13 protein-coding genes are annotated in these 14,445 nt (G+C 50.9%); 1 reads left to right on the plus strand and 12 read right to left on the minus strand.

Annotated features, from left to right (window positions below):
- Nucleotides 1-134 precede the first annotated feature (134 nt).
- A complete protein-coding gene (locus tag L2712_RS07300) occupies nucleotides 135-425 on the plus strand; it encodes a hypothetical protein (protein WP_248977362.1) in 291 nt (96 codons plus the stop codon).
- Nucleotides 426-526: 101 nt separating this feature from the next.
- Here the strand turns inward: L2712_RS07300 and L2712_RS07305 are convergent, their stop codons facing one another.
- From L2712_RS07305 to fdx, 12 genes are all read right to left on the minus strand, one after another.
- Nucleotides 527-2,644, minus strand: a complete 2,118-nt coding sequence (locus L2712_RS07305; protein ID WP_033539185.1) for a methyl-accepting chemotaxis protein — start codon at nucleotides 2,642-2,644, stop codon at nucleotides 527-529.
- 188 nt (nucleotides 2,645-2,832) lie between these two features.
- A complete protein-coding gene (gene purF, locus L2712_RS07310) occupies nucleotides 2,833-4,347 on the minus strand; it encodes an amidophosphoribosyltransferase (protein WP_033539184.1) in 1,515 nt (504 codons plus the stop codon).
- 85 nt (nucleotides 4,348-4,432) lie between these two features.
- Entirely contained in the window at nucleotides 4,433-4,921 is a 489-nt protein-coding gene (locus L2712_RS07315) for a CvpA family protein (RefSeq protein ID WP_033539183.1), read from the minus strand.
- 217 nt (nucleotides 4,922-5,138) lie between these two features.
- Nucleotides 5,139-5,777: a cell division protein DedD gene (gene dedD, locus L2712_RS07320; RefSeq protein ID WP_033539269.1), complete on the minus strand. Its 639-nt coding sequence runs from the start codon at nucleotides 5,775-5,777 to the stop codon at nucleotides 5,139-5,141.
- 36 nt (nucleotides 5,778-5,813) lie between these two features.
- Nucleotides 5,814-7,082 (minus strand): bifunctional tetrahydrofolate synthase/dihydrofolate synthase, encoded by a 1,269-nt coding sequence (gene folC, locus L2712_RS07325; protein ID WP_248977363.1) that lies wholly within the window; start codon nucleotides 7,080-7,082, stop codon nucleotides 5,814-5,816.
- A gap of 37 nt (nucleotides 7,083-7,119) precedes the next feature.
- Entirely contained in the window at nucleotides 7,120-7,905 is a 786-nt protein-coding gene (gene truA, locus L2712_RS07330; protein ID WP_033539181.1) for a tRNA pseudouridine(38-40) synthase TruA, read from the minus strand.
- Nucleotides 7,906-8,050: 145 nt separating this feature from the next.
- A complete protein-coding gene (locus L2712_RS07335) occupies nucleotides 8,051-10,726 on the minus strand; it encodes a FimV/HubP family polar landmark protein (protein WP_248977364.1) in 2,676 nt (891 codons plus the stop codon).
- A gap of 189 nt (nucleotides 10,727-10,915) precedes the next feature.
- Entirely contained in the window at nucleotides 10,916-11,932 is a 1,017-nt protein-coding gene (locus L2712_RS07340; protein WP_248977365.1) for an aspartate-semialdehyde dehydrogenase, read from the minus strand.
- 2 nt (nucleotides 11,933-11,934) lie between these two features.
- Nucleotides 11,935-13,065 carry a 4-phosphoerythronate dehydrogenase gene (locus L2712_RS07345; protein WP_248977366.1) on the minus strand — a complete coding sequence of 377 codons (1,131 nt, stop codon included), beginning with the start codon at nucleotides 13,063-13,065 and terminating at the stop codon, nucleotides 11,935-11,937.
- Between the two features lie 104 nt (nucleotides 13,066-13,169).
- A complete protein-coding gene (gene ndk, locus L2712_RS07350; RefSeq protein WP_011866107.1) occupies nucleotides 13,170-13,601 on the minus strand; it encodes a nucleoside-diphosphate kinase in 432 nt (143 codons plus the stop codon).
- 190 nt (nucleotides 13,602-13,791) lie between these two features.
- Nucleotides 13,792-13,983, minus strand: coding sequence for a Fe-S cluster assembly protein IscX (gene iscX / locus L2712_RS07355; RefSeq protein ID WP_088904417.1), 192 nt, complete (start codon nucleotides 13,981-13,983; stop codon nucleotides 13,792-13,794).
- A 118-nt stretch (nucleotides 13,984-14,101) separates the two neighbouring features.
- Nucleotides 14,102-14,437, minus strand: a complete 336-nt coding sequence (gene fdx, locus L2712_RS07360) for an ISC system 2Fe-2S type ferredoxin (RefSeq protein ID WP_011866109.1) — start codon at nucleotides 14,435-14,437, stop codon at nucleotides 14,102-14,104.
- Nucleotides 14,438-14,445: the final 8 nt, after the last annotated feature.

The following is a 14,445-nucleotide window of genomic DNA, read 5'->3' on the forward strand; positions in this document are numbered from 1 at the left end:
ATAAATTAACAGTAACTTTAAACCACTCGCGCCGTCGGCGCAAATGTAAGAAGCCAATCTGATGCTTACGTGTAAATTTAGTTGAGAACTATTCTCATTAAAGAGTAGCCTAAGGTTAATTCACGGAGGCTAATATGCACACACGACTCAAGACCCCCTACCGACCCGACCGCTTGCTGATCTACGCTATGCTAATGGCGACGGCATTGGTCCTGCTTTTGATGCCATACTCGCAAGTGACTTGGCATGCCGCTCCCTTGCCACTATTTAGCCTGCTGCTTCTGCTAAGCTGCGCCGTAACCTTGCTGGCAATCGCTCGGCGTAGCAGAGTGCATCGTACAGCGCTTACCCTGCTCTTTAGCATTTGGTTACTGGTATGGTTCAACCAGGGACTGCTGCTTCCCTTATCATTTCGCAGTGGCTAGCCAATGCACTCTTCGACTCACGAGATAAGATTCTAACGATACAAATTAAAAAGGCGCCTCATCAGAGACGCCTAGCTAGCCTAAAAGCTTAGAGGATTAACTTAGGTTTTTAACTTGCCCAGCTGCTGATGCTGCTGCTCAACTAAAGCCGCCAGACTGGCACTGCTTTGCTGCGCCTCATCGGCCAAACGTGCCAGCTCAGAAGCGGAATCGGAAATACCCGTGATATTACGGTTAACCTCCTCAGTCACCGCGCTCTGCTCCTCTGCAGCCGTCGCAATATGCGTCACCTGACCTGAGACCTCCTGAATTTGACTCACAATAGTGTTGAGTGAACTCAAGGCCGACTCGGTTTGCGCCACCGCGCGCTGTGCGCCATCTACCCCTTGGTCGATGATTTGTGAGGCACTGGTGACCTCTCGCTGCAATGACTCGATTAACTTACTAATCTCATCGGTCGAACTCTGCGTCTTAGACGCTAGCGCCCGCACCTCATCGGCCACCACGGCAAAACCCCGTCCTTGCTCTCCGGCGCGGGCCGCCTCGATGGCGGCATTGAGGGCCAGCAGGTTAGTCTGCTCGGCAATGGCGCTAATCACCTCAAGGATCTTGCTGATATTGGTGCTGCTTTCCGCCACCTTACCTACGGCCTCCTTAGCCAACAGCGATTCTTGGGACATTTGGGTCACATACCCCATGGCCTGACTCAGGCTGTCTTCGCCGGCTTTGACATTAAGGCTCATCGCCTCTGTTTCCGAGGCTGTCTGCTCAGATGCCTTAGCCACCTCAAGCGCGGTGGCACTCATCTGATTCACTGCGGTTACCACGCTCTCGATATCACTGTATTGACGATTAACACTGTCATGGGTCTGCTGAGCAATATCTGCCGCCACCTGACTTTCGGCCTGTGAGCGCGATGCCAAATCTTTCAGCTCACTGATCAATAACCTGAGCTTAGTAATAAAGCCATTGATGCCGCCGCCTAAGGCGATAAGCTCGGCGTGAGATTCAACCGTCACCTGCTGAGTCAAATCCCCCTCGGCACTGGCGAGGTTCTCAACCCGGCTCTGAATCACTTTAAGAGGAGCGATTATCGAGCGAATCACCACACTGATGGTCACTATGGCGATCACAGATACTACGGCGCCGACCATCAGCAACAAGCTTCCTAGAGAACTTGCCATAGCAGACATAGAAGCGTCCATGGCATTAGCGGCCTGGTAGGCATCTTCCTTATCCACTTCAATCACCAGAGACCACTGCGCCTCAGCAAGTGGAATGTCGATAGGAAACGCCACAACAATACTTTTTTCCTGCTCAAGATAGCCTCCCTGACGGTGCAGCCCAGTCAACTGTGAGGCTAACTGAGACGAGATAGACTCAGACAAGGGCCGCGCCTTCTTATCATAATGACTAGCCGCGACGACCAAGCCCTGCTGACTAAGCAGCGTCACTTTGGCCTTGCCTTGATAGAGACTGGCCGATAACTCATCGATCAGTTTCTGAAACACTGGCAGGTTAACATCCACACCAATCACACCACGAAAACTCCCGTCTACCACCACAGGCACAGTGAGCGAAGTCATCAGAGCATTATTGCCAGGGCTAATTTCGTACAGGTAGGGCTCCATTAAGCAGGGGCGTTTTTTATCTCTGGCACACAGATACCACTCGGCTTCGCGTACACCAAACTCGTTAAGGGTATCGACATATTTTTCTTGCGCATCATCCACCTGCTGGTGCTCGACGCTGCCATCGCTATTACGGGTGTAATAGATCTCCAGCGACCCCGTCTCGGGTACGCTGTGGCTGACATTGCCGGTATATTCATCATCACGGCCATCATAACCATTGCGATCGAACTGGGCGTACATGGAGGAGAGCTGGCTATTCTTTTTCAGCACACCAGTCACCGCCTCTTCGACTCCATTACGAGAGAGGGGCTGAGAGCTAGCGCTCTGCTCCATCATGCCGGCAAAAGAATAGGGGATCCGATAAGCCTCGTTGATAAAACCCGCCACTCGTTCACCGTACTCACTGGCTCTGGCACTTAGACGCTGCCGCGTCTCGTTATGTAGGGTGCTTTGCACCTGCTGCGCCAGCTGCGCATTCTTATCACTTAAGGACCACCAGAGGCTAAAAGAGAGAATGGCAACGATGATCAAAAACAGTGCAGAGGTGATCCAAAGCAACTTAGTACTGATGGACAATTGTTTCATTTATCACTCCTAAGGGTGGCTACAGGCATGAGGCGATGCATGTTCAATTATTAAAAATAGCACTAAAGCATTAAAACACCATGCTATCAGGCATTTAATTAGGGCTACAGAGGGAGTGACTTAGCAAAATGTACCATAAAAAAAACCGACCCTTTGGGTCGGTTTTTTACTCACACCAGTGCTATCCCCTATGGGTGACAGACGTTGTGCAATTCCAGGTTGGTACCGATATCCTTGATGCGGTTGGCCTTGGCATCATCGTTACGTAGCTGGGTTAAATGATCCAGATAGGCTTGGTCAACATCGTTGGTGATGTAGTTGCCATCAAACACCGAAGTTTCAAAACGCTTAATATCTGGGTTTTGCTGACGGACGGCTTCGATCAGATCTTCTAGATCTTGGAAGATAATACCATCGGCACCAATCAGCTTATTGATCTCATCGGCGTCGCGACCATGGGCGATCAGTTCGCTCGAAGTCGGCATGTCGATGCCATAGACGTTAGGGAAGCGGATCTCAGGGGCTGCAGAGGCGAAATACACCTTCTTGGCACCGGCTTCACGTGCCATCTCGATGATCTGCTCAGAAGTGGTACCGCGCACAATAGAGTCATCCACCAGCAGCACATTCTTACCCTTAAATTCGGCGTTAATGGCGTTAAGCTTGCGGCGTACTGACTTCTTACGCTCCTGCTGACCAGGCATAATGAAGGTACGCCCGATATAACGGTTCTTCACGAAGCCCTGACGGTATGGCAAGTCAAGATTACGGGCGATCTCAAGGGCGATATCGCAAGAAGTTTCAGGAATAGGGATCACCACGTCAATATCGTGATCTTCCCACTCTTTCTTAATCTTTTCACCCAACATGGTACCCATGTTCACACGGCTACCATAGACTGACACCTTATCGATAGTCGAGTCAGGGCGGGCAAAGTAAACGTATTCGAAGATACAAGGTGAATAGCTAGGCGACTTGGCGCACTGGCGGGTATAGAGTTGGCCATCGAGTGAGATATAGATAGCTTCACCTGGCGCGACATCACGCATTGTCTCAAAGCCGACGGCATCGAGTGCGACACTCTCAGAGGCCACCATATATTCGGTGCCCTGCTCTGTCTCATGCTTACCCAGTACCAGAGGACGAATGCCGTAAGGATCGCGAAACGCTACCAGGCCTTGACCGATAATCATTGCCGCCACAGCATAAGCACCACGAGTCACATCGTGTACCTTAGTGACCGCCTCAAATACCTCATCGGCAGTCAGGAACTGACTATTGGTGTGTTGCAATTCATCTGCTAACAGGTTGAGCAGAACCTCAGAATCAGAGGTCGTATTAACGTGACGGCGCTGCTTCAGCAGGCGTTCGTGCAACGCAACCGTATTGGTCAGGTTACCGTTATGAGCCAAAGATATACCAAATGGCGAGTTAACATAGAAAGGCTGTGCCTCTGAAGCACTTGAGCTACCCGCAGTTGGGTAACGTACGTGACCTATGCCCGCAGAGCCTTGCAGACGCTGCATATGCTTAGGTTCAAAAACGTCTCTTACCAGACCATTGGCCTTACGCAATCTAAACGCATTACCATCTACGGTGACAATACCCGCAGCGTCCTGGCCACGATGCTGTAGCACAGTAAGTGCATCATAGATTGTCTGATTAACCGATGATCGGCCAACTATTCCGACGATACCACACATGGGTAGGTTTCCTCATTTTAAGATGTTCTGATAATTATTATGTTCGCCTTTGCTCTGGACAGAGGCGTTAATCCGCTTAAGATTGTTATATTTTGGGTACAAAGCTTGAGGTGTTTTCCACATAGTCAAAAAACCATTGGATAACCACTCCGAATTCGGGAACCAGCTGCGAGCTGGCCCACCAATCTGTTTTGGGCGCGCCGGTAAACGCATCCAAGAAAAAGAGTATCGCGCTGACGATCAAGGCGCCGCGCAAGGCACCGAAACAAAGGCCCAGCACTCTGTCTGTGCCCGACAGGCCAGTCTTGGCCACTAACTGGCCGATAAGATAATTAACCAAAGCGCCGAGGATAAGAGTTGAGACAAAGAGGATAGCGATGGCAATGCCATTGCGCACAAACTCATCTTTCATCTGGGTCAGGTAGACGGCAAGGTCTTCATAAAACTGACTTGCAACAAAGAAGGCTGCAAACCAGACCACGAGTGACATAGCCTCTTTAACGAAACCACGAAGTAGACTAATTAAAGTCGAGATTGCGATAACCGCAATAATGGCATAATCGATCCAAACCATTGAATAAGGTGATCCAGCATTAGCATTAAGACGGCGGGATTTTACCAGAGACTGAAGACATTCTCACCCCCTAGCCTGATTTAAAATTGATTTAGTTTATCCGCAATTACGGACACTGAATTCTGAACTCAATCCACCTCTCCTTAACCTTAGAATAAAAAAGCCCAGGCAATTGCCTGGGCTTAGTATCTCACATCGGGACCACTATAGCAGCGGACTATAGCAGCGGGTTATAGTCGACCACAGCCGATTTAAGACCGGTAAACTTATCCAGCTTGGTCTGCAGTTTCTGCAATTTCGCCTTAGAGATATCCGGACCCACAAATACCTTGGTCAACTGACCATCAACAGGTTTTTTCGGCACTGTATAGGCTCGGTAACCTTGGTCTCGCAAACGTTTCACTAGGGCATTAACGTTAGCGGCATTCTTAAAGCTGCCCAGCTGAAGCGTGTAGGCTGAGCTAGCGACTGCTGGCTCACTGGTCGCTTTGCTATCCTGCTTTACCGCTTCAGTCTTACTTGGCTCATTTTTGCTTAAAGCTGAATTGCTGGCCTCAGGGTTACTTGAGCCAGAATCACCAGGCTTGGCCGAAGAGGTGCTGCCGCTTGCCGTAGTGCTATCAGTCTCTGATGCCGGCAAGTTCTGATTAAATTGCTCTTCCTGCTCACTGAGATCGATAGGCTCGAATGACTGCAGGGCATTGCTGTCAGATTCAAACTGAGGACGCAAAGGGATCTCGGCAAACTGCTCTTCCTGATGCTGTTTCTTACCGTCTAAGATATCGGGCAGAAAAATGACCCCCAGAGCCACTAATACTATGATGCCGACTAAACGGTTTTGAAACTGGCTCGATATCTTCTCTTGTTTGACTTCTACTTCATCCACCTGCATTCACCCAAGGTCCAATTGCTTAAACTCAGCCACAGTGTAAAAGGAGCCAAACACAATTACCACATCGGATTGGTTAATCTCCTGTTTTAACGCCTGATAAGCATGGCGAACCGATGAAAAAGCCATGGCTTGCTTGCCCTCTCCTAGGTAACTTAGAAGATCTTCAGCCTTGGCGCTGCGTTCGCAGTCAAGATCCGTCAGATACCAGGCATGCACCTGTTCATCGAGCAGACCGAGCACGGCGCGGCAATCCTTATCCTTTAACATGCCGCACAGAGCGAAGATCCGCTGGCCGTCATAGGCCTTAAGCCGCTGCGAGAGATAGCGCGCCGCATGGGGATTATGGGCAACATCTAAGATGATCTTAGGCTGCTCACTGACCACTTCGAGCCGCCCGCTCAATCTGGCACGGTTCAAACCTGAATCGATTGCGCCGCGCGGCAACTCGGTCTCGAATAGGCTCACTACGGCAACCGCTGTCGCGGCGTTAGCAAGTGGTAGCGTAGGCAGTGGCAGATCGGGGAGTGATAGGTTGCCCAGCACTGCTTCGTTGGCGCTAAAGCACCAGTCGGACTCAGTGACCTGGTAGCTGAACTCATGATTCACCCGCACCATTTGGGCACCAATAGCATGGGCGTATTCAACCACTGTCTCGGGAAGGTCCGGCTCCCCTATCACCACAGGGCGAGCAGTACGCATTATTCCAGCCTTTTCACGCCCCACCAGCTCCCGGGTGTCACCGAGGTATTCCTGATGGTCAAGATCGATAGCTGTGATCACCGCGATATCGGCATCTATGATGTTAGTGGCATCGAGTCGTCCACCCAGACCCACTTCAAGCAGCACAAGATCCAGCTTTGCCTGTTTAAACAGGTAGAGGCCCGCTAAGGTGGCATATTCAAAAAAGGTCAGAGAGGTGGCGCCGCGCGCCGCATCGATGGCGCAAAACGCCTCAATAAGCGCCTCGTCGCTGGCATCAACCCCATTGATACGCACACGCTCATTGTATTTAAGCATGTGGGGAGAGCTGTATACCCCCACTCGTTGACCCGCTTGTGTCATGATGGCTTCTATCATGGCGCAAGTGGTTCCCTTGCCGTTAGTGCCGGCAACGGTGAGCACCTTGGTACTGCCTAGGCTCTCCAGTCCCATGGTTTTGGCCACCGCCGAGATACGGCTAAGGCCCATATCAATTTCGGTAGGATGAATAGCCAGCAGGTGTGCCAGCCAAGTATCTAGGCTTGATTGTGCATTGGGTACAGGCGTCATAGCGATATTGGTCTAATTCTTAGGTTTCAATTCAGGGTTAATCGAGCATAAACAGCGGGCCCAGAGCCAGCTTAGGTAAGGCATACTGCTCAGGATAGGTCACATCCACCAGATACAGGCCATTAGGCTTAGCCGTTGCCGCCGCCTTAGTGCGATCTTTTAATGCCAGCAGTTCTTCAATCCAGCTCACAGGTTGACGGCCATAGCCCACCTCAAGCAGGGAGCCGACAATATTACGTACCATGTGATGCAAGAAGGCATTGGCTTTGATATCGACGCAGATATACATCCCCTGACGCGTCACATTGACCTCGTGAACACAGCGAAACGGGGTGTTGGATTGACATTGAATGGCACGAAAGCTGGTAAAATCCTGCTCGCCCAGCAGATACTGAGCCGCCTCATGCATCTTGGTTTCATCAATCAGCCCCGGATAATGACTCACCCCAGAGCGGAGGATCCCCGGACGGAACTGATGGTTATAGATCATGTAACGGTAACGACGGGCGGTGGCGGTGAAACGGGCATGAAACTCATCGTCCACCTCCTTGGCCCAACGCACGGCAATATCATCGGGCAAGTTAACGTTAACACCTAAGGTCCAGGCACTCTCTTTACGCACGGCGCTAGTCTCAAAATGGATCACCTGCCCCGTGGCGTGCACACCGGCATCTGTGCGTCCGGCGCATTGAATCGAAATGGGTTCGTTGGCAACAAAAGAGAGCGCTCTCTCGAGCTGGGCTTGTACCGAATCGACTTCGGCCTGACGTTGCCAGCCAAAATAACGGCTGCCATCATATTCGATACCTAATGCTACGCGCATGAAATACCTGTCCTCATGGTTTATTAAAATTTCACTAGGCGGCGGATTCTAGCATAGTGTCACGCCGAACTGGATAGCTAACTGTATCAAGCTGCGACATAAAAAAACGGTGCCTGAGCACCGTTTTTATACCGAACGCTAGACCTTAAAGATCATCAAGCAGTTTCTTGGCTTCCGCCTGCTGGCGATCGTTTCCGTCTAGCTCGACCTCTTTCAGCAGGGCCTTAGCACTGTCCATATCATCGATTTCGATATAGGCACGCGCCAGATCCAATTTGGCATTGACGGCGTTCTCTTCATCGTCAACATCCACCATAGTGGCGTTGCCCATCAGATTATCCAGCTCGCCCATATCCACATCCAGCTCTTTATACTGGTCGACATCGAGTTGCTCTTCATCGGCCTCATTGAGCAGTCTATCGATATCGATAAAACCATTATCCTGTTGGAATGCGGTAAGATCGTGCTCAGGAACGGCTCTCGACGGGCGCTTCTTCTCGGCCGCATCGAGGGCCGCCAATGCCTGATCAACCGTTAGGCTATCGTCATCATCAAGCTGCAAAGCGATACTATCATCGTCATCATCGAGAGACTCATCTGCACTCGGTTCCGCACCGGTTAAAGCAGACGCATCCCACTCAAGCATATTGTCGTTGCTACGCTTGTTGCCTTTCAAATCATCGAAGAAACCTGACTCGCCCTTATCGGACTTGGGCGTATCCTCGCTCTCTTCAGCCGACTCGAGATCGGCCAGCAAGGCATCAAGATCCACCGCTTCATCGTCTTTATCTGCATCGCCCTTATCGGCAGGCGCTTCATCAAGCTCAAAGGCTAAAGGTTCAAGAGTCGATGTTTTGACCTCTTCCTGCTCTGGCTCCTCGAGGGCAACCTCACTAGGCTCAACGGCTTCCTCTGCGGCCTCTAACGAGGGCGCGTCATCTTGAGGCGTTTCTTCTTGGGGAGCCTGTTCTTCGGACGAGTCATCCTCGACCGCTGTTGCTTGTGGTTCAAATTCGGCAAGTAGCGCGTCCAGATCCGCCTCTGCGGTTTCATCACCGCCTTCATCGAGCTCTGCAGCCAGCTGACGCGCTATCTCCTCGGCGTCCTCATCTTGAGCAGTCGCTTCTTGCTCTTCTTTAGCGGATTCTGACGCTTCTTCGGTATCAAACCCAGCTAACAAGGCATCGAGATCGGTATCATCAACAAGCTGCTCATCACCTTTATCTTCGATAGCGCTCTCAAGCTCTTGGGCTATTTCATCGGCAAGCGTCTCGTCTTCTGTTGGAACCTCAAGTGACGGCGCTTCTTCGGCTAGCGCCTCTGGTTCCTCCTCTGGCGTGACCTTTGGCTCGTCGGCAGGCAGATCAAACTCAGCCAGCAGCGCGTCAAGATCTTCCTCTTTAGGTTCATCGGCGCTTGTCTCTGCCTGTTCGAACTCAGCTAACAAGTCATCAAGATCGGTTTCGGTCTGTGCCGATTCATCAGCCGCAGCCTTCGGCGCTTCAACCGGTTCCTCTGCGGGTGCATCAAGCTCGGCAAGCAAGCTGTCCAAATCATCTTCTTGAGGAGCCTGAGTCTCTTCTTGCTCCTGCTCTCCCATCGCCTCGGCCCAAAGATCGTCCAGAGATTGACCTTCATCTTCGATAGGTGACATCACCTGCTCATCGCCGGCATCCACCACCATATCGGCAGCGCTATCGAGCGGCGCAGCCTCCTCACTTAGGTCAGCCTCAGGCTTAAGTGCATTGTCATCGACCTTCATCAATGAATCGAGGGAGTCAGCCTCATCGTCATTATCAAGACGTATCGCCATCAGCTCTTCGCTAGCTTCTGGCGCAGGCGCTTTTGGTGCATCATCGACTGGCGGCGTGATCGGCGCAGCTTGCTCTTGCTCTACCGCTTCATTTTTACTATTGCGGCGCTTGAGCCCTAACCAAACCAACACGAGCAGCAGCAACGCCGGAATGGCAGCGGCCAGCCCGATATAGAGTGGGTTGCTCATCATGGTTCGCCAGCTGTCATCAGGTTCTTTCGGCGTGACAGGCTGAGTGGCGGCGGCCAGCTGCTGACGTAGCTGTTCGACTTCGCTATTAAGCTGCGCTTTCTGCTCTTTTTGGATCAGCAGCGCCTCTTCTAACTCGGCGATACGCGCGCTCTGTTCATCTATCTTGCTTTGCAGCATCTCGGTATCGTTATTACCCAGATTCAGCTGATCCTGAGCCCTTGCCAGCTCATCGGTCAGCGACAGATTCTTGGCCTGCTCGCTTTCCAGCTTGGCTGTGAGCTCTTCAATCTGTTTTTGCTGCTCGACACTGACCTTCAACACAGGTTGGCTGCTTGGCTGTGGCTCTGATGGTGATTCTGCCTGAGGCTCTACCTTTGCCTCGGTTTGCGGCGCGGGAATAGGCCTAGCTGCAACCGTTTGTGGTTTCTGGCGCCAGCCTTTGTCGTTATTTTGTGCCTGCTGTTTCGCCAGACTCTTAGGAATCGCCTGCATCACCTCTTTAGAGGGGATAAGCAGAGTCATGCCTTTCTCTAGGCTGTTGTAGTTATCGCTGGAAAAGGCGTGAGGGTTGGCTTCATAGATAGCCGCCATCACCTGATACACGGTCACACTGGAATCGGGACGAGTCTTCTGAGCAATGCTCCAAAAGGTATCAGACGCGGTCGTCGGTCCGTATTGGCGCAGGGTCTGGCGGGTTTCGCCATCAGGACCTGTGATATTAAGGGGTTCAGCAGCAGATAAAAAACCCGATGTAGACGAGAGAACAAGCAGTGCGCTGGCTAGCAGACCAGCAAGATGCGATGTGCGAAAGTTCATCAATTCTTCCCTTTCAAGCGATGATTAACTGCCATTTGGCAGCATGCTTTAGGCAATTGTATTTATTGAGATTACTATAAACCAGATTTAGGTGGCCTGCTACTGTTCACATTTCAAAAACAAGTGATAACACAAAAAAAGCCTGCATGATGCAGGCTTTTTCTACAGTTACTCATCCTATTGATGGGATCAGTAATAATCTCTAATCAAGACTTCAGCGATCTGCACGCTGTTTAACGCCGCGCCTTTTCTAATATTATCAGAGACTACCCAAAGGTTTATACCGTTAGGGTGAGAGATATCTTCACGCACACGCCCCACATAAACCGGATCTGTACCTGCCGCCTCGGTCACTGCAGTTGGATACTCTTCGTTAGACTCAAACAGCTCTACACCCGGAGCGTTATGCAACACAGCTTTAACATCATCAGCACTCGCCGGCTGCACCGTTTCGATATGTACAGCTTCCGAGTGACCGTAGAACACAGGCACACGCACCGCCGTTGGGTTAACGACTATCTGATCGTCGCCAAAGATCTTCTGCGTTTCCCACACCATCTTCATCTCTTCTTTGGTGTAGCCGTTATCCATAAACTTGTCGATCTGCGGCAGCACATTGAAGGCGATCTGCTTAGGGTAAGCCTTTGGCTCCACTGGCAGACCTTGTAGCAGCTTAGCGCACTGATTGGCCAGCTCTTCGATCGCCTGCTTGCCTGAACCCGATACCGACTGATAGGTCGCCACATTGATGCGAGAGATCCCAAAGGCATCATAGATAGGCTTTAGGGCCACCAGCATCTGAATGGTTGAACAGTTAGGGTTGGCAATAATGTTGCGGTTACGGAAATCGGCGATTGCCTGAGGGTTAACCTCGGGAACCACTAGAGGAATATCGATGTCGTAACGGAAATGTGAGGTGTTGTCGATCACAACACAACCATGCTCTGCTGCAATGGGCGCCCACTTGGCCGATACGTCACCACCAGCAGAGAAGAATCCCAACTGCGCCTGAGACCAATCGAAGTTTTCCACGTCTAAAATTTCGACCTGTTTACCATGGAAAGTTACCGTATCGCCCGCACTACGACTACTGGCTAAAGGGTACAAATTCGCAACGGGAAAGTTGCGTTCTTCGAGGATCTCAATCATTGTTTGACCCACGGCTCCCGATGCACCTAAAACGACTACGTTAAATTCCTGCGACATAATTACAGACCGACTCCTGAAAAACCTAATTCGAGCAACCAATCTACATCAGAACCCGCGTTATTGGCTAGCATTAACGCACTAAATTCACGCCGATGTTTGTGATTTTTTCTCATCTGGTCGAAGCCCTTGTCGTTTTGGAATCGCTGACGAAACAGTTCATCGTCATCACGCAGGTCGTAAACCAGGCGCACTAGGCTAAGCAGCGCCTTTTCATCGGGCACAGACAGGGGCGACAATTGATGGCTCCACAATGGCGGCAACAGACTGGTGAGGGACTTGTCGGCCTCTCTGCCAAGACGTGCCATTAAGGCCTGATACAACATAAAGGTACCGCGGGCCTTACCTTCTAGGCTATAGCCCGCAATGTGCGGTGTGGCGATCTCAACTAATGGCACGAGTTCGGCCATGGGATGGGGCTCACCTTCCCACACATCCAGCACCAACTTGAGATCATCCCGCAGCTTTTTCACCTCGATAAGAGCTCGGTTGTCGATCACCTCGCCGCGGCAGCAGTTCAGCAGCCAGCAGCCATCTGCGAGTGACTTAAGGCGCACCTCATCGAAAAGATAATATGTCGGATGATCGCCATCACGGGTCAAAGGCACATGCAAAGAGATCACATCACAGCGCTCAACGAGTTCATCTAAAGAGACAAACTCGCGCTCATCGCCCGCTTCTTCAAGCAGGGGATCGTTGAGCAAGGTTTTGACCCCATAGGCCTCAAGGCACTTTTGCAGCGCCGTACCCGTGTTACCCGCGCCAACGATGCCGACGGTTTTCCCCTTGAGCTGGGTATTAGAGCGTCTGGCCAGTTCGAGCATGGCATTAAAGGCGTACTCGCCAACAGCTACAGCGTTGCAGCCCGGCGCATTGGTACAGAAGATGCCGCGCTGTTTGAGATAGTCTAAGTCCAGATGATCCATGCCAATGGTGGCGCTGCCGACAAAGGTCAATCGCTCGCAGTCCTGTAGTAAGGACTTATCCACCTTGGTGACCGAGCGTACCAGCAGGACATCAGCCTCTTTTACCTGCTCGGCGTTCAGGGTGCGGCCATCGACACGCTCCACCTCCCCTAGTTCGGCAAACAGGGCCTCGACATAGGGCATGTTTTCATCGGCTAAAATTTTCATCGACTTCTCATCATGATTTACTTTCGGGCTATTTTGCCCCAAATCCCAGATACAAAAAAGGAGCCCTAGGGCTCCTTCTCGTTAATGTTTGCATCACGCTCGAATTAACGAGTACGTGGGCAAAGCTCTTCAGCGCTGAAGAAGTAAGCGATTTCACGCTCAGCAGAAGCAACAGCGTCTGAACCGTGAACGGCATTCTCGTCAATGCTGTCAGCGAAATCAGCACGCAGAGTTCCGCGAGCAGCTTCAGCTGGGTTAGTGGCACCCATGATTTCACGGTTAGCCAAAACAGCGTTTTCGCCTTCTAGCACTTGAACCATGATAGGACCAGAAGTCATGAACTCAACCAATGCACCGAAGAAAGGACGCTCGCTGTGCTCAGCGTAGAAACCTTCAGCTTGCTCTTTGCTTAGGTGAACCATTTTAGAAGCAATGATTTTCAGGCCAGCTGTTTCAAAACGGTTATAGATAGCACCAATGTGGTTTTTAGCAACTGCATCAGGCTTGATGATAGAAAAAGTACGTTCGATAGCCATGTCTAGCTTCCTTCATTAAACAGGTTTTTAAAAATTCGCGCGGATTATACGAAATAAAATCCGAAAAACCTACCTTTATAACCAGATGAATGAGACATTCATCAAACTGTCATCAAGGCCAATGGGATCCTGTTAGCACAGCAAGTAGCATAATCGAGCGGCCGCGAGGCTTTAGCCGCTCGGGTCAGGGTTAATACTCATTGATCCAGCAGGCTTGAATCGCTTCTAACACCCGCTCATTACAGTGTTCGGGATCATCATCAAACTCATCGAGCGCCAGCACCCAATCTCGCAGATCGGTAAAGCGGATTTGGCTAGGGTCAACTTCTGGGTGCGCTTCAAGTAGCGCCAGAGCAACATCGAGAGAATCTATCCATTTCATAGTAACGCCTCTTAGTCTTAAATGCGGTACCTTAAGTCTAGCCCTTTCCCCTATTTCAGAGACAAAAAAGCCGGTCATCATGACCGGCCTTTCTCTTCTATACACCCGTTAACTCAGTCTATCCTTCGCTAACCATGTTAATAGTGTATTTAGGGATCTCTACCACAAGATCGCTATCTGGCACCTTAGACTGGCACGATAGACGACTCTCAGGCTCCAGACCCCATGCCTTATCGAGCATGTCATCTTCGAGCTCATCACTCTCTTCGAGTTCATCAAAGCCTTCACGAATGATCACGTGGCAAGTGGTACAGGCACAAGATTTCTCACAGGCATGTTCAATGGTAATGCCGTTACGCAGTGCGACATCTAATACGGTTTCGCCCACCTGTGCTTCGACAACCGCACCATCTGGACATAACTCTTCATGGGGTAAAAAAACGATTTGAGGCATATTGTTAC

Origin of the sequence: Shewanella marisflavi (assembly GCF_023283925.1) — a bacterium.
GTDB lineage: Bacteria > Pseudomonadota > Gammaproteobacteria > Enterobacterales > Shewanellaceae > Shewanella > Shewanella marisflavi.